This is a genomic window from Morganella sp. HMSC11D09, from assembly GCF_001807955.1.
GTDB classification, from domain to species: domain Bacteria; phylum Pseudomonadota; class Gammaproteobacteria; order Enterobacterales; family Enterobacteriaceae; genus Morganella; species Morganella morganii.
This window is the reverse complement of sequence record NZ_KV791647.1, coordinates 127,161-143,015: the sequence shown is the minus strand read 5'-3', so window position 1 is coordinate 143,015 and position 15,855 is coordinate 127,161. Positions and strand designations below refer to the sequence as shown.

The window sequence follows — 15,855 nt, the reverse complement described above, 5'->3', positions numbered from 1 at the left end:
AATCAGCGATAGCGAGATGATAACGGGTAAGAGAACAAAAAGCATACTGCGCCATGGATGGCGCAGCTGAATTATCCGGCGGTTATGCTGCGTGGTGTTCTGAACGTGTAAACACCAGTTCCCGCTCACCGGACTGACTCTCATCAAAACGGTAACCGTCGAGGTTAAAGCCGGTCAGCTGAGACGGCTGTGTCAGGCGGTTCTGAATAATAAACCGGCTCATCAGGCCGCGTGCTTTCTTAGCATAGAAACTGATCACTTTATATTTGCCGTTTTTCTCATCGAGGAAAACCGGTTTGATAATCACCGCATTCAGTTTCTCCGGCTTCACCGCTTTAAAGTATTCATCAGAGGCCAGATTGACCAGTACATTATCACCCTGTGCGGCCAGTGCCTGATTGAGATTGTCCGTAATAATATCCCCCCAGAACGCATACAGATCTTTGCCGCGCGGATTGGCGAGTTTCGTCCCCATCTCCAGACGGTAAGGCTGCATCAGATCCAGCGGGCGCAGCACGCCGTACAGGCCGGAAAGCATACGCAGATGCTGCTGGGCGAAATCAAAATCGGCTTCACTGAAGGTTTCCGCCTGCATCCCGGTATACACATCCCCTTTAAATGCCAGAATAGCCTGACGGGCATTGTCCGGCGTGAAATCCGGCTGCCACTCCCCGAAACGGGCGGCATTCAGACCCGCCAGTTTATCACTGATATGCATCAGCGAGCCGATATCCGCCGGGGTCAGTTTGCGGCAGGTTTCCATCAGGGCTTCTGATTGTGCCAGCAGCTCAGGCTGAGTATGGCGTTCAGTGGCTAACGGGCTGTCATAGTCGAGGGTTTTGGCAGGGGAAATAGTCAGCAGCATGGTCGGCTCCGGTCTGATATTGTCATTATTAACGGTACTCTACCAAAAAAAAGCACAGAGCGGGCAAATCACTGTAATCGGTAATACATACAAAACAGGAGGCGTTCCGGATTACAGCGGAATAACGGCGGATCACCGGTGCGGCACCGGATTTTCCCTGCTTGCGCGGCGGGCTGTCCGTGATATTATCAGGTGCAGTTGCGGCATATTGCCATCTGTACTCGCCATACTTCAGAATGCCGGGGTGTTGACTACGCAAAGCCCGCCTGCAGGCATGCTGGATTATTCAGAGTATCTTCTGACATAAGATGAGAGACGAAAATGACCGATAAGTTAACTTCCCTGCGTAATCTGACCACGGTTGTGGCCGATACCGGTGACATCGAAGCGATGAAGCTTTACAAACCACAGGATGCCACCACCAACCCTTCTCTGATCCTCAATGCGGCGCAGATTCCGGAGTACCGTAAGTTAATTGATGATGCGGTGACCTGGGCGCGTGCACAGAGCGATTCACGTGAACAGCAGATTATCGATGCCGGTGACAAACTGGCGGTGAATATCGGTCTGGAGATCCTGAAACTGATTCCGGGTCGCATTTCCACAGAAGTGGATGCCCGTCTCTCTTATGACACTCAGGCGAGTATCGCGAAAGCAAAACGTCTCATCAAACTGTATAACGATGCCGGCATCAGCAACGATCGTATCCTGATCAAACTGGCTTCCACCTGGCAGGGTATCCGCGCGGCGGAACAGCTGGAAAAAGAAGGCATCAACTGTAACCTGACACTGCTGTTCTCCTTTGCTCAGGCGCGTGCCTGTGCGGAAGCAGGTGTATATCTGATTTCTCCGTTTGTCGGCCGTATCCTCGACTGGTACAAAGCAAACAGCGATAAGAAAGAGTTCGCACCGGCAGAAGATCCGGGCGTGATTTCAGTAACTGAAATCTACAACTACTACAAAGAGCACGGCTACAAAACCGTGGTTATGGGCGCAAGCTTCCGTAACTCAGGTGAGATCCTGGAACTGGCCGGTTGTGACCGTCTGACCATCGCCCCTGCACTGCTGAAAGAGCTGTCAGAAGCGACCGGCGCGGTTGAGCGCAAACTGGAATACAAAGGCGAAGTGAAAGCGCGTCCTGCGCCGCTGACAGAAGCTGAGTTCTACTGGGGTCACCATAGTGACGCTATGGCAACCGAGAAACTGGCGGACGGTATCCGTAAGTTTGCGGTAGACCAGGGCAAACTGGAAAAAATGATCGCCGATCTGCTGTAATCTTTATAAAACAAACAGATAAGAAGGGCAGCCGGCAGGCTGCCTTTTTTGTTTCCGGCGGCAATGCTATGCTGTGCCCCGGAGTCAAAATGACGTTGAGGTGACTATGAACAATGTGTTGCGCATCGGTCTTGTCTCGGTTTCTGACCGCGCATCCGGTGGTATTTATGAAGATAAAGGCATTCCGGCCTTACAGGCATGGCTGGAAAAAACTATCACCACGCCTTTTCAGACAGAAACCCGCCTGATCCCGGATGAAGAAGCGATGATCAGCCAGACGCTGTGTGAGCTGGTGGATGAATTCGGCTGCCATCTGGTGCTGACAACCGGCGGAACCGGCCCGGCGCGGCGTGATGTGACTCCGGACGCAACACTGGCGGTGGCGGATCGCGAAATGCCGGGTTTCGGCGAGCAGATGCGTCAGATCAGCCTGAAATTTGTGCCGACGGCAATCTTATCCCGCCAGGTGGGCGTGATCCGCAATCAGTCACTGATCCTCAATCTGCCGGGGCAGCCGAAAGCTATCGCTGAGACCCTGGAAGGGCTGAAAGATGAAAACGGCAAAGTAATGGTTTCCGGTATTTTTGCAAGTGTACCGTATTGTATACAGTTGCTCGACGGGCCTTACATCGAAACTGACCCTGAAATTGTCGCGGCGTTTCGCCCTAAATCAGCAATAAAGCCGCAGTAATGCTGCGTTTTCAGCATAAAATAAAAAACATTCCCCCGGACACCTTTCTTGTCCTATGATGCGGTTATTCACTTATGTAAAGTAAAGATAACAGCAATGTAAAGACAGGAAAGGTGAACCCATGGCACAGACCATTCCCCGGACACTCAACCGGCAGGATTATAAAACACTCTCTCTCGCGGCCCTGGGCGGCGCACTCGAATTCTACGATTTTATTATTTTCATCTTTTTTGCCGTCACTATCGGCAAACTGTTTTTCCCGCCTGACATCCCTGCGTGGCTGGTGCAGATGCAGACTTTCGGGATCTTTGCTGCCGGTTATCTGGTACGCCCGCTGGGCGGTATTGTGATGGCACACTTCGGTGACCTGGTCGGGCGCAAGAAAATGTTTTCCCTCAGTATTCTGCTGATGGCGGTGCCGACACTCTGTATCGGCCTGCTGCCGACTTATGAATCTATCGGCATTGCCGCGCCGTTACTGCTTTTATTAATGCGGGTAATGCAGGGGGCGGCTATCGGCGGGGAAGTGCCTGGTGCCTGGGTATTTGTCTCCGAGCATGTGCCGAAGCATCGTATCGGCATTGCCTGCGGCACACTGACGGCAGGGCTGACGGTTGGTATCCTGCTCGGCTCGCTGGTGGCCATGATGATGGCGACACTTTTTACTGAAGCGCAGCAGCTTGCCTGGGGCTGGCGTGTGCCGTTCTTCCTCGGGGGGATTTTCGGGTTTGTGGCTCTTTATCTGCGCCGCTGGCTGGCGGAAACGCCGATCTTTCAGGAGATGAAGCAGCAAAAAGCACTGGCGAAAGAGCTGCCGCTGAAAACCGTGGTGGTGAATCACAAAGAAGCGATTGTTATCTCCATGCTGCTGACCTGGCTGCTCTCCGCCGGGGTTGTGGTGGTGATCCTGCTGACACCGGCGTATTTACAGACGGAGTTCGGCCTGGCAAAAGCGGTGGTTTCAGTCGCCAATATGACCGCAATTCTGGCACTGTGTGCCGGGTGTCTGGTGGCGGGTTATCTGTGTGACAAACTGGGCGCCTCTGTGGTCTTTACCTTCGGCAGCCTGCTGCTGGCGGTCTGCACCGGCTATTTTTACCTGACCGCCGGTGAGCCGGGTACGCCGCTGTCGCTGACCTACGGACTGGCCGGATTCAGTGTCGGCGTGGTGGGCGCGGTACCGTTTGTGATGGTGAACAGTTATCCGGCGGAGATCCGCTTCAGCGGTATTTCGTTCTCCTACAACCTTTCTTATGCCATTTTCGGCGGACTGACGCCGGTGGTGGTCACGCTGTTCCTGAAATGGACCCCGCTGGCACCGGCGTATTACATGCTGGGGCTTTCACTGATCGGCCTGCTGCTGGGACTGTATATGGGGAAAGCGGCGGTGCGTCAGCGGATGATGGTGTTCAGCTCCTGATAACCCCCTGCATTGTGTTGTGTGAATGCCGTGCTGATATGACTGTCAGCGCGGCATTTTTCAGTGTTTCATCATTTTCTTTTAAATAATCTGTTTTTTTTTCATTTTCCCCTTGATGAATGCATTTATGGCCCCATCTACTTGTCATCGGAAACTGAAACTCAGTTGAATCCCCTTTAACGCTGCGGATGTCCGGTACCGTCAGGAAATATTCCGGGTGACGGGTGAGCGAAAAATTTTTTCTTGAAAAGTGAAAATTGAACCTCATATACATCGGTAGCGTAAGACGAACAGAATTATTCGGAGGCCTTTAGATGGGTAAAATTATTGGTATCGACTTAGGTACAACCAACTCTTGTGTTGCTGTAATGGATGGTAATCAGGCACGTGTCCTGGAGAACGCAGAAGGCGACCGCACAACGCCGTCAATCATTGCGTATACACAGGATGGTGAAATCCTGGTCGGTCAGCCGGCAAAACGTCAGGCTGTTACCAACCCGCAGAACACACTGTTTGCAATCAAACGTCTGATTGGTCGTCGTTTTGACGATGAAGAAGTGCGCCGCGATATGAACATCATGCCGTACAAAATTGTCAGCTCTGATAACGGCGACGCATGGGTGGAAGCAAAAGGCCAGAAAATGGCACCACCACAGGTTTCTGCTGAAGTCCTGAAAAAAATGAAGAAAACCGCTGAAGATTATCTCGGCGAGCCGGTAACCGAAGCGGTTATCACCGTACCTGCTTACTTTAACGATGCTCAGCGTCAGGCAACCAAAGACGCCGGCCGTATCGCAGGTCTGGATGTAAAACGTATTATCAACGAACCGACTGCAGCGGCACTGGCTTACGGCCTGGATCGCGAAGTGGGTAACCGTACTATCGCGGTCTTCGACCTCGGTGGTGGTACTTTCGATATCTCCATCATCGAAATCGATGAAGTTGACGGCGAAAAAACCTATGAAGTGCTGGCAACGAACGGCGACACCCACTTAGGTGGTGAAGACTTCGACAGCCGCATGATCAACTATCTGGTTGAAGAATTTAAGAAAGAACAGGGTATCGATCTGCGTAACGACCCGCTGGCAATGCAGCGTCTGAAAGAAGCTGCCGAGAAAGCGAAAATTGAGCTTTCTTCTGCACAGCAGACTGACGTTAACCTGCCGTACATCACGGCGGACGCGACCGGTCCTAAACATATGAACATCAAAGTGACCCGCGCGAAACTGGAATCACTGGTTGAAGATCTGGTTAAACGCTCTATGGATCCGGTTAAAGTTGCATTACAGGATGCCGGTCTGTCAGTGAATGATATCAATGATGTCATCCTGGTAGGTGGTCAGACCCGTATGCCGCTGGTTCAGAAAACCGTTGCTGATTTCTTCGGTAAAGAGCCGCGTAAAGATGTGAACCCGGACGAAGCTGTGGCTGTTGGTGCTGCGGTTCAGGGCGGTGTGTTAGGTGGTGATGTTAAAGACGTGCTGCTGCTGGACGTTACCCCGCTGTCTCTGGGTATCGAAACCATGGGCGGCGTGATGACTCCGCTGATTGCGAAGAACACCACTATCCCGACCAAACACAGCCAGGTGTTCTCCACAGCGGAAGACAACCAGTCTGCGGTAACTATCCATGTTCTGCAGGGTGAGCGTAAACGTTCCGGTGACAACAAATCACTGGGTCAGTTTAACCTGGATGGTATTCAGGCTGCTCCGCGCGGTATGCCGCAGATCGAAGTTACTTTTGACATCGATGCCGACGGTATCCTGCATGTGTCCGCGAAAGACAAAAACAGCGGCCGTGAGCAGAACATCACCATCAAGGCATCTTCCGGTCTGAACGAGGAAGAGATCCAGAAAATGGTACGTGATGCGGAAGCCAACGCTGAAGCTGACCGTAAGTTCGAAGAGCTGGTACAGGTCCGTAACCAGGCAGATCAGCTGGTTCACGCTACCCGTAAACAGATCGAAGAAGCGGGCGACAAACTGCCGGGCGACGATAAAGTGAAAATCGAGCAGGCGGTGAGTGAGCTGGAAATCGCAGCGAAAGGCGAAGATAAAGCCGCTATCGAAGAGAAAACGAAAGCGCTGATCGACGCTTCTGCCAAACTGATGGAAATTGCCCAGCAGCAGGCGCAGGCAGGTACAGCAGGTGCTGATGCCGCGCAGGATGCAGGTAAAAATGATGATGTTGTCGATGCTGAATTCGAAGAAGTTGACGACAGCAAAGACAAAAAATAAGGCCCTTAGCGGGCGCGGTGATGACTGTTATTAATCACTGAAAACCGGCACGGGCGTTGAGGAAACTCTGCGCCCGTGTGCTTGTGTTAAGGGACAAAACGGATGGCAAAAAAAGATTACTACGAGGTGTTGGGCGTCTCGAAATCTGCGGATGACAAAGAGATTAAAAAAGCCTACAAACGCCTTGCGATGAAATATCACCCTGACCGTAATCAGGGCGATAAAGACGCGGAAGATAAATTCAAAGAAGTAAAAGAAGCATACGAGATCCTCACCGACGCACAGAAACGTGCGGCTTATGACCAGTACGGCCACGCGGCATTTGAGCAGGGCGGTATGGGCGGTGGCGGCGGATTTGGCGGCGGCGGTTTCGGCGGTGCTGATTTCGGTGATATCTTTGGTGACGTCTTCGGTGATATTTTTGGTGGTGGTCGCCGTCAGCAACGCGCGGCACGCGGAGCAGACCTGCGTTACAACATCGAACTGACCCTTGAAGAAGCGGTTCGTGGTGTGACCAAAGAGATCCGTATTCCGACCCTGGAAACCTGTGATAAATGTCACGGCAGCGGGGCGAAAGAAGGTACAGAGCCGCAGGAGTGTCCGACCTGTCACGGTATGGGCCAGGTGCAGATGCGCCAGGGCTTCTTTGCAGTGCAGCAGGCGTGTCCGACCTGTCACGGCCGCGGCAAAATCATCAAAGATCCGTGCAGCAAATGTCATGGTCACGGGCGTGTTGAACGCTATAAGACCCTGTCAGTCAAAATCCCTGCGGGGATGGACAGCGGTGACCGTATCCGTCTGACCGGCGAAGGTGAAGCAGGCGAAATGGGGGCTCCGGCAGGCGATCTGTATGTCGAGGTTCATGTCCGCCAGCACAATATCTTCGAGCGTGACGGCAGCAATCTCTACTGTGAAGTACCGATTGGCTTTACGGTTGCGGCGCTGGGCGGTGAAATTGAAGTACCGACACTGGACGGGCGCGTTAAGCTGAAAATCCCGGCAGAAACCCAGACCGGCAAGCTGTTCCGCATGAAAGGCAAAGGTGTCAGACCGGCGCGCGGCGGAATGCAGGGTGACCTGATGTGCCGTGTGGTGGTGGAAACCCCGGTGAAACTGAGCGAAAAACAGAAAGAACTGTTACGTGAGTTCGGTGAATCTGTGGATGGCCAGAGCGGTCACAACAACACCCCGAAAGCAAAACGCTTCTTTGACGGTGTGAAAAAATTCTTTGATGACCTGACCAAATAAGCCATTGTCAGATATGTATATAACCGGCCGGGATAATTTTCCCGGCCGGTTTTTTTGTGTGTTTTGTAAAAGTTGTTTTATCTGAACGCGTTATTGTTTTTGCTCTGATTATCAACAGGGATTAACGCGATGAATACTATCGGATCCGCCATTATTCACGCCGGACTGGTTGCAGTTCAGCCTTCAGTATCTACCGGACACAGCGCCGGTGTTGCAAAAAGCATACCCGTGACACAGGTCTGCAATACCCGGGCCGAGTTTGCCCGGCAGGAGATGACTGCACCTGACGCGGTAAAAGTGAATGTGAAGTCAGGTGAAATAAATCTGCTGATGCTGAACACGCTGTATAACATCTGGGCTGAAACTATCCCCCCATCTTCGTCACAATCACCCCGGCCACAATAATACAGGCGGCCAGAATCCGGGCGGGAGTCAGCTTTTCTTTCAGGAAATACGCGGAGAGCAGCAGTGCGAACAGCACACTGGTCTCCCGTAACGCTGCGACAATCATTATCGGCGCCTGTCCCATGGCCCATATCACAATGCCGTAGCTGAAGATTTGCAGAATACCGCCGGTCAGCCCGGGCTTGCTGTAACGCAGAAAGTCACGGGTGAAATGGTGGCGGTAACGGGCAAAACCCATCACCACCATCACCAGTCCGTTCAGGGCGAACAACCAGAAAATATAAGTCAGTGAGTCTGTGCTGCTGCGGGCACCGAAGCCGTCGGAGAGTGTGTAACAGGCGGTAAAAAAGGCGGTGATCACCGCATAGATCAGCCCGCTGCGGGCGTGCCCGGAGGCTCCGTGTTTCAGCGCGGGAAGGATAACCCCGGTGATGATCAGCAGAATACCGGCTAAAGAGAGCCACGGCAGGTGCTCACCAAACAGAAGTACCGCAAACAGGGTCGTCAGCAGCGGGGCACAACCCCGGGAAACCGGGTAAATCTGGCTGAGATCGCCCTTTGAATACGCTTTACTCAGACAAATGGCATAACCGATGTGAAAGAGGGCAGACAGCAGCAGCCACTTTACCGCTGCTGCATCCGGTAAGCCGAGCCAAAACAGGGCGGGAACAGAGACCACGCCGGACCAGATGGTCATCACCGCGATACCCAGAAAGCGATCCTGTCCGAATTTAATCACCGCATTCCAGGATGCATGGAAGAAGGCAGCAAACAGTACAGCAATAAACAGCGTGGCGGACATGGGATAACCTGTTTTATTCAGTGAGCGGTGGCAACGGCAACAGAATATCCGCCGGTATGAGGGATCATACGATACACTTCACAGAAACTAAAATGTTAATATATAGTTAATTTCAGAGTGTTTATCAGGAAATTCTGTGATTAAAACCCTTATTGATCAGGAATTATCGAGTTATTATTGCTGAATAATCTGCTTTTTTCGAGTTAATTGTTTGCATATTATTAACTCCGACAGTCTTAAAGGAGTTAACCCATGACCGCAATTATCCGACAGTTCTTAAAACTCGAAGCCGCAGGCGGCATACTGCTGATTATCGCCGCGCTGATCGCGCTGGTAATGGCGAATACGCCGTTGTCGGCGTTGTATCAGTCGTTTCTTGATATTCCTGTTGCTGTAAAATTTGCGGCACTGGAAATTGATAAGCCCTTGTTATTATGGATTAATGACGCTCTGATGGCGATATTTTTCCTGGTCGTCGGGCTCGAAGTAAAAAGGGAGCTGATGACCGGCTCTCTGGCCGGGCGCGACAAAGCGATGTTTCCGGCAATTGCCGCACTCGGCGGTATGATAGCCCCGGCGCTGGTCTATCTGCTGTTTAACGGCGGGGATGCCGCTGCTGCACAGGGCTGGGCGATTCCGGCCGCAACCGATATTGCCTTTGCCCTCGGCGTAATGGCACTGCTGGGTAAAAGAGTACCGACAGAGCTGAAAGTCTTTCTGCTGGCACTGGCGATTATTGATGACCTCGGGGTTATCGTGATTATCGCGCTGTTTTACACCAAAACCGTTTCACTGACAGCGCTGCTGCTGGCGGCACTGATGGTGGTGGTATTGTGTGTGATGAACTGGCGTAATGTCAGCAACACCGCTGCGTATATGATTGCGGGGCTGATATTGTGGGTGTGTATTCTGAAATCCGGCGTGCACGCAACTCTGGCCGGAGTGATCGTCGGGTTCCTGATCCCGCTGCGCAGTAAAGATGGTGAGCACTCACCGTCAGAGGAGCTGGAGCATGTGCTGCATCCGTGGGTGGCGTTTCTGATCCTGCCGCTGTTTGCCTTTGCCAATGCCGGTGTCAGTGTTCAGGGAATTTCCTTTGATGCACTGATGGGCACACTGCCGCTGGGGATCCTGCTCGGTCTGTTTGTCGGTAAACCGCTGGGGATTTTCACCGCATGTCTGATTTCGGTAAAACTGGGCTTTGCAAAACTGCCGGAGAGGATTACTCTTAACCAGATATTCGCTGTATCGGTGTTATGCGGGATCGGTTTTACAATGTCTATCTTTATCGCGGGACTGGCATTTACCGGGCTTCCGGAAGCATTTAACACCTACTCCAAGCTGGGAATTCTGATTGGTTCCACCATGGCGGCAGTTACCGGGTTGTTCCTGCTCCATTCCGTGTTACCGAAGAAAACAGTCCGGCAGTAATCCGTTATTCACCGGCCTCCGCGGCCGGTGAATACAACAGAATTTCCGAGTTAATCATCAAAAAAAGATAAGGTATGTACCGGGAAAAACTATGCGAGTCTCCCATTTAAACTACAATCACCTCTATTATTTCTGGCACGTCTGCAAAGAAGGTTCGGTGGTGGGGGCGGCAGAAGCGCTCTATCTCACCCCGCAAACCATTACCGGCCAAATCAAGGCGCTGGAAGAGCGTCTGGACGGTAAGCTGTTCAAACGTCAGGGACGCGGCCTGGTGCCGTCAGAGCTGGGTCAGCTGGTGTTCCGCTATGCGGACAAAATGTTTATGCTGAGCCAGGAAATGCTGGATATTGTCACTTACAGCCGCGAATCCAATCTGTTGTTTGATGTCGGGGTTGCGGACGCACTGTCAAAACGTCTGGTCAGCAAAGTGCTGGAAACGGCGGTGATGGAGCATGAGCAAATCCATCTGCGCTGTTTTGAATCCACTCACGAAATGCTGCTGGAGCAGCTCAGCCAGCACAAACTGGATATGATCCTCTCTGACTGCCCGGTGGATTCCACCCAGCAGGAAGGGCTGTTTTCCGTGAAGCTCGGGGAATGCAGTATGAGTTTCTACTGCCGCCAGCCCGCGCCGCAGAAGCCGTTCCCGGAATGCCTGGAAGAGCGCCGCCTTCTGGTGCCCGGCCGCCGCTCGATGCTCGGCCGTCAGTTGCTGACCTGGATCCGCAATAAAAACCTGGAGGTGGAAATCCTGGGTGAATTTGATGATGCGGCACTGATGAAAGCATTTGGTATGTATCACAATGCGATTTTTGTGGCGCCGTCGCTCTACACCAAAGGCATTTTTGCGGACAGTGATGTTGTCGAGCTGGGAACAGTGGATACCATCAAAGAAGAGTATTATGTGATTTTTGCCGAGCGTATGATCCAGCATCCGGCGGTTCAGCGGGTGTGTAACAAGGATTTCTCTGCGTTGTTCAGCGGTTCGCAGTCGGCTGCGGATGCCGGTTTACCGGACTGAGGCAGAAAAAGGACATAAAAAAACCGGCATCAGCCGGTTTTTTTATGTCTGCACAATCAGATTACATTGCTTTGATCTGAGCAGCCAGGTTCGCCTTATGACGGGCAGCCTTGTTCTTATGGATCAGGCCTTTAGCAGCGTGACGATCCACAAGTGGTTGCATGTCATTAAATGCGTTCTGAGCAGCTTCTTTGTCGCCGGCAGCGATAGCAGCGTAAACCTTCTTGATAAAGGTGCGCACCATAGAACGACGGCTAGCGTTATGCTGACGACGTTTTTCAGACTGAATGGCGCGTTTCTTAGCTGATTTGATATTAGCCAAGGTCCAACTCCCAAATATATTCTTCGAGGACAATACAAAGGTGGAGGAATATGCCTGCTCCGCTTTATTTTGTCAATGGATTTGTGCAAATATGCGTCGTTGTACAGCGACGCAAATGTACGTTGTGATGGGCGGGGATTTTATCAGTTTACGCAGCGGGAATACAGCCCTTACACGGAAAAAAGTCACCGGAATGGTAAGATTCTGACGAAAAAAATTATTTTTCACTTTCCGCAGAGGGGGATGCCCCGCTTTTTGTACAGAGAATTCGCGATTCAGCCGCATTAGTGGGTTAACCTGACGCGGCGGACAAGGTATAATCGGACTAATTTTGACTGTATTGAGCCGGCTATGGAGCTAATTCGCGGTACTCACAATATTCGTGCGCGTCACCATGGTTGCGTGCTGACTATCGGTAATTTTGATGGCGTTCATCGCGGACATCAGGCATTACTGTCACATCTGGCGCAGGAAGGAAAACGCCTGGGGCTGCCGTCGGTCGTCATGATCTTCGAGCCGCAGCCGCTGGAATTTTTTGCCCCGGATAAAGCGCCGGCACGCCTGACCCGGCTGCGCGATAAGGTAAAATATCTTGCGCAGTACGGTGTGGACTACTTATTGTGTGTTAAATTCAGCAAACAATTTGCATCACTGACACCGGATGCCTTTATCTCACACCTGCTGGTTGAACAGCTCGGGGTGAAATTTCTGGTGGTCGGGGATGATTTTCGTTTCGGAAAAAATCGTCAGGGCGATTTTAACGGGCTGTGTGAGGCAGGGAAACAGTATGGTTTCACGGTCCGCAGCACGGAAAGTTTTTGTGATAACGGCAAACGGATCAGCAGCACGGCCATCCGCCGTGCGCTGGAAAATGACGATCTGGCACTGGCTGAGGCACTGCTCGGGCACCCTTACCGCATCAGCGGGCGCGTGGTGCACGGCAACGAACTCGGGCGCACGATCGGTTTCCCGACTGCCAATATCCCCCTGAAACGTCTGGCCGCACCGGTAAACGGTGTGTACGCTGTGGACGTATACGGCCTCGGGCCGCATCCGCTGCCGGGTGTGGCCAATATCGGCTCCCGCCCGACTGTACAGGGCAAGGGCCAGCAACTGGAAGTTCATCTGATTGATGCGGCAATGGATTTATACGGGCAGCATCCGGATGTGGTACTGCGCAAGAAATTGCGAAATGAACAGCGGTTTGCCTCGCTCGATGAGCTGAAAGCGCAAATCGCGCGGGATGAGATTGCGGCAAGGGAATTTTTACAATCCAACCCCTCGTTATGTGTTTAACGGAATAATATTGGAACTGAGAATCGAATGAGTGACTATAAAAATACCCTGAATCTCCCGGAAACAGGGTTCCCTATGCGCGGGGACTTAGCAAAGCGCGAACCTGATATGCTGAAACGCTGGTACAAAGAAGGTCTGTACCAGGCGATCCGTAAAGCCAAAACCGGTAAAAAAACATTTATCCTGCATGACGGCCCTCCGTATGCAAACGGCAGCATTCACATTGGTCACTCAGTCAATAAAATTCTCAAAGATATTATTATTAAATCCAAAGGCATGGCCGGTTTCGACTCCCCGTATATTCCGGGCTGGGACTGCCACGGCTTACCGATTGAACACAAAGTCGAACAGGTGATTGGCAAGCCGGGTGATAAAGTCACACCGGCTGAGTTCCGTGCTGCCTGCCGTGAATACGCAAAAGAGCAGATTGAAGGCCAGAAGGAAGACTTTATCCGTCTGGGCGTGCTGGGTGACTGGGATCATCCGTACCTGACCATGGACTTCAAAACCGAAGCTCATATTATCCGCGCACTGGCAAAAGTGATTGCCAACGGTCATCTGGTCAAAGGGGCAAAACCGGTTCACTGGTGTACCTCCTGTGCCTCTTCCCTGGCGGAAGCGGAAGTGGAATATTACGACAAAACCTCCCCGTCCATTGACGTGCGTTTCACCGCTGCGGACGCGGATGCGGTTTACAGCAAATTCGGCGTGAAAAATGACGGGCTGCCGGTTTCTCTGGTTATCTGGACCACCACCCCGTGGACCTTACCGGCGAACCGCGCGATTTCCCTGAACCCGGAATTTGATTATCAGTTAGTCCATGTGAACGACGAGCGTCTGATTCTGGCCGCTGACCTGGTGGAAAGCGTGATGAAACGCGCCGGTATCACCAGCTGGACTGTTGAAGCGGACTGCAAAGGCAGCGACCTGGAACTGCTGCGGTTTAATCATCCGTTTATGGGCTTCGATGTCCCGGCTATCCTCGGCGATCACGTTACCCTGGATGCGGGTACCGGTGCTGTGCATACCGCGCCGGGCCACGGTCCTGACGACTATGTAATCGGCCAGAAATACGGCCTGGAAACCGCTAACCCGGTCGGCCCGAACGGCTGTTATGTCAGCGGCACCTATCCGTCACTGGATGGTGTGTTTGTGCTGAAAGCCAATGACATCATTCTGGAACTGCTGAAAGAAAAAGGCGCACTGCTGCACAGCGAAAATATTTCGCACAGCTATCCGTGCTGCTGGCGTCACAAAACGCCGGTCATTTTCCGTGCCACGCCGCAGTGGTTTATCGGGATGGATGTGAACGGTCTGCGTCCGCAGTCTCTGAATGAAATCAAAGGCGTGAAGTGGATCCCCGGCTGGGGCGAAGCGCGTATCACCGCGATGGTGGAAAACCGTCCGGACTGGTGTATCTCCCGTCAGCGCACCTGGGGCACACCGATGTCTCTGTTTGTCCATAAAGAGACCCAGGAACTGCATCCGCGTACACTGGAACTGATGGAAGACGTCGCCAAACGTGTGGAAGAGCACGGTATTCAGGCGTGGTGGGATCTCGACCCGCGTGACCTGCTGGGTGATGATGCCGATATCTATGAAAAAGTGCCGGATACCCTGGATGTCTGGTTTGACTCCGGATCCACCCACTTTGCCGTTGTCGATGCCCGTCCTGAGTTTCATGGCAATTCTGCGGACATGTATCTGGAAGGTTCTGACCAGCACCGCGGCTGGTTTATGTCCTCACTGATGCTGTCCACCGCGATGAAAGGCAAAGCGCCTTACCGCGAAGTACTGACTCACGGTTTTACCGTCGATGGTCAGGGACGCAAAATGTCCAAATCGCTGGGCAACACCATCAGTCCGCAGGATGTGATGAACAAACTCGGCGCGGATATCCTGCGTCTGTGGGTTGCTTCTACTGACTACTCCGGTGAAATCGCGGTTTCGGATGAAATCCTGAAACGCTCTGCGGATTCTTACCGTCGTATCCGTAACACCGCGCGTTTCCTGCTGGCGAACCTCAATGGTTTCAACCCGGAAACCGATATGGTGAAACCGGAAGAGATGATTGTGGCAGACCGCTGGGCTGTCGGCCGCGCACTGGCGGCACAGGCTGATATTCTGAAATCGTATGAAGCCTATGATTTCCATGAAGTGGTACAGCGTCTGATGCAGTTCTGCTCGGTGGAAATGGGCTCTTTCTACCTGGATATCATCAAAGATCGTCAGTACACCGCGAAAAGCGATGGCCTGGCACGCCGCAGCTGTCAGACCGCACTGTTCCACATCGCGGAAGCTCTGGTTCGCTGGATGGCGCCGATCATGTCCTTCACCGCTGATGAAATCTGGAATGTGATGCCGGGCAAACGTCCTCAGTACGTCTTCACTGAAGAGTGGTATGACGGCCTGTTCGGACTGAATGCACAGGACAGCATGAACGATGATTACTGGGCAACGCTGCTGGCGGTGCGTGGTGAAGTCAACAAAGTGCTGGAGCAGGCACGTGCCGACAAACTGATCGGCGGTTCGCTGGAAGCAGCGGTGACCCTGTATGCGGATGATGCTCTGGCGGCACAGCTGAACCGCCTGGGTAATGAACTGCGTTTCGTGCTGCTGACCTCTCAGGCAGATGTGAAACCGCTGTCTGCGGCACCGGAAAGTGCAGTAAACAGTGAGCTGGACGGCCTGCGCATCGGCTTCGGCAAAGCGGAAGGCAGTAAGTGTCCGCGTTGCTGGCATTATGCGACCGACATCGGTCAGGACAGTGAACATCCTGAACTGTGCGGCCGCTGTGTGACAAACGTAGCCGGAAACGGTGAAGAACGTAAGTTTGCCTGAT

12 protein-coding genes are annotated in these 15,855 nt (G+C 52.7%); 9 read left to right on the top strand and 3 right to left on the bottom strand.

Annotation, left to right across the window (positions count from 1 at the left end):
- Positions 1 to 82 precede the first annotated feature (82 nt).
- Positions 83 to 865 carry a peroxide stress protein YaaA gene (gene yaaA / locus HMPREF3119_RS01610; RefSeq protein ID WP_004237116.1) on the bottom strand — a complete coding sequence of 261 codons (783 nt, stop codon included), beginning with the start codon at positions 863 to 865 and terminating at the stop codon, positions 83 to 85.
- Between the two features lie 321 nt (positions 866 to 1,186).
- On the opposite strand from yaaA, the gene tal reads away from it, so the two are divergent.
- From tal to dnaJ, 5 genes are all read left to right on the top strand, one after another.
- Positions 1,187 to 2,140, top strand: coding sequence for a transaldolase (tal, locus tag HMPREF3119_RS01600; RefSeq protein WP_004237118.1), 954 nt, complete (start codon positions 1,187 to 1,189; stop codon positions 2,138 to 2,140).
- 106 nt (positions 2,141 to 2,246) lie between these two features.
- Entirely contained in the window at positions 2,247 to 2,831 is a 585-nt protein-coding gene (gene mog / locus HMPREF3119_RS01595; RefSeq protein WP_004237119.1) for a molybdopterin adenylyltransferase, read from the top strand.
- A gap of 121 nt (positions 2,832 to 2,952) precedes the next feature.
- Positions 2,953 to 4,251 carry an MFS transporter gene (locus HMPREF3119_RS01590; RefSeq protein ID WP_004237120.1) on the top strand — a complete coding sequence of 433 codons (1,299 nt, stop codon included), beginning with the start codon at positions 2,953 to 2,955 and terminating at the stop codon, positions 4,249 to 4,251.
- A gap of 314 nt (positions 4,252 to 4,565) precedes the next feature.
- Positions 4,566 to 6,488: a molecular chaperone DnaK gene (gene dnaK, locus HMPREF3119_RS01580; RefSeq protein WP_004237123.1), complete on the top strand. Its 1,923-nt coding sequence runs from the start codon at positions 4,566 to 4,568 to the stop codon at positions 6,486 to 6,488.
- A 102-nt stretch (positions 6,489 to 6,590) separates the two neighbouring features.
- A complete protein-coding gene (dnaJ, locus tag HMPREF3119_RS01575) occupies positions 6,591 to 7,736 on the top strand; it encodes a molecular chaperone DnaJ (RefSeq protein ID WP_004237124.1) in 1,146 nt (381 codons plus the stop codon).
- A gap of 364 nt (positions 7,737 to 8,100) precedes the next feature.
- Here the strand turns inward: dnaJ and HMPREF3119_RS01570 are convergent, their stop codons facing one another.
- On the bottom strand, positions 8,101 to 8,943 hold the full coding sequence (locus HMPREF3119_RS01570; protein ID WP_004237125.1) for a DMT family transporter: 843 nt from the start codon (positions 8,941 to 8,943) through the stop codon (positions 8,101 to 8,103).
- A gap of 252 nt (positions 8,944 to 9,195) precedes the next feature.
- Here HMPREF3119_RS01570 and nhaA point away from each other — a divergent pair, with 252 nt between their 5' ends.
- Both nhaA and nhaR read left to right on the top strand, forming a co-directional pair.
- Positions 9,196 to 10,374 (top strand): Na+/H+ antiporter NhaA, encoded by a 1,179-nt coding sequence (gene nhaA, locus HMPREF3119_RS01565; protein ID WP_004237128.1) that lies wholly within the window; start codon positions 9,196 to 9,198, stop codon positions 10,372 to 10,374.
- A 91-nt stretch (positions 10,375 to 10,465) separates the two neighbouring features.
- Positions 10,466 to 11,395, top strand: a complete 930-nt coding sequence (nhaR, locus tag HMPREF3119_RS01560) for a transcriptional activator NhaR (protein ID WP_004237129.1) — start codon at positions 10,466 to 10,468, stop codon at positions 11,393 to 11,395.
- Between the two features lie 61 nt (positions 11,396 to 11,456).
- Here the strand turns inward: nhaR and rpsT are convergent, their stop codons facing one another.
- The gene (gene rpsT, locus HMPREF3119_RS01555) at positions 11,457 to 11,717 is read right to left on the bottom strand and encodes a 30S ribosomal protein S20 (RefSeq protein ID WP_015422441.1); all 261 of its coding nucleotides are present in this window, start codon (positions 11,715 to 11,717) and stop codon (positions 11,457 to 11,459) included.
- A 351-nt stretch (positions 11,718 to 12,068) separates the two neighbouring features.
- Here rpsT and ribF point away from each other — a divergent pair, with 351 nt between their 5' ends.
- Together ribF and ileS are read left to right on the top strand one after the other, a co-directional pair.
- Positions 12,069 to 13,013, top strand: coding sequence for a bifunctional riboflavin kinase/FAD synthetase (gene ribF / locus HMPREF3119_RS01550; protein WP_004237131.1), 945 nt, complete (start codon positions 12,069 to 12,071; stop codon positions 13,011 to 13,013).
- Between the two features lie 27 nt (positions 13,014 to 13,040).
- Positions 13,041 to 15,854, top strand: a complete 2,814-nt coding sequence (gene ileS, locus HMPREF3119_RS01545) for an isoleucine--tRNA ligase (protein ID WP_036417887.1) — start codon at positions 13,041 to 13,043, stop codon at positions 15,852 to 15,854.
- Position 15,855: the final 1 nt, after the last annotated feature.